The organism is Halomonas sp. 3D7M, assembly GCF_014897885.1.
Lineage (GTDB): Bacteria > Pseudomonadota > Gammaproteobacteria > Pseudomonadales > Halomonadaceae > Vreelandella.
In genome coordinates this window covers 1-672 of record NZ_JABUZF010000065.1, presented here as the reverse complement: position 1 = coordinate 672, position 672 = coordinate 1, and the positions used below count along the sequence as shown (strand labels likewise).

1 protein-coding gene and 1 pseudogene are annotated in these 672 nt (G+C 58.8%); both read right to left on the bottom strand.

The features are described from left to right. Positions 1–319 (bottom strand): annotated as a pseudogene (locus tag INT22_RS02175) (exodeoxyribonuclease V subunit alpha); the annotation flags it as partial. Next, positions 316–672 (bottom strand): hypothetical protein (locus INT22_RS02170; RefSeq protein WP_193067582.1); only part of this gene is annotated, 357 nt, incomplete at its 5' end. The gene INT22_RS02170 and the pseudogene INT22_RS02175, both read right to left, overlap by 4 nt.

The window sequence follows — 672 nt, the reverse complement described above, 5'->3', positions numbered from 1 at the left end:
AATCCGGTGCGTTAAGCGTGGCGTTTAAGTCCAGGCACACATGGCCTCGGCCTAGTTGATGGCTGGCCAGGGCGGCGGCTAACAGTAGCAGTGCGGGGGCATCTGCTGCTTCTGTTGCTAGAAAACGCACCAGGGCGCGGTCTAAATCGCGCAGCCAACCCCTGGCTACCCAGCGTTCGCATAGGGTTAGTAATTCAGCGGTATCGCTTAACGCAGGGTGAGCGCTCACTGGCGTGGAAGCCGTGGTGGGCTGGGCATCCTGTGTTTCAACGGCATCGCCAAACAGGTCGAAGGTGTGGGTGTCTTTGGGCTTACTCATACCGTCGCTTCCTGTGCGGGGCTTGAAAACGATGCGCCTGCAAACAGGCTGTCCAGTGCTTCGATCAGTTCAACTGGGGCGGGCTCGGAAAATACCCCGCGCCCTGGGCTGCGGCTGCCACGCAGAAATACCGTCATTGAACCGCCCAAGTGCTGGTGCGGGTCGTAGTCGGGCAGGCGCGCTTTTAGCAGCCGATGCATAGCCAGCAGGTAAAGCGCGGCCTGGAGATCATAGCGCTTGGCTAGCAGCGCATGGCGCAAGGCTTCCGGTTCGTAATCGCTGTCATTCGGCCCTAAATAGTTCGATTTCCAGTCCAACACGTAAAAGCGCCCTTGGTGCTCGAAAGCTAAATC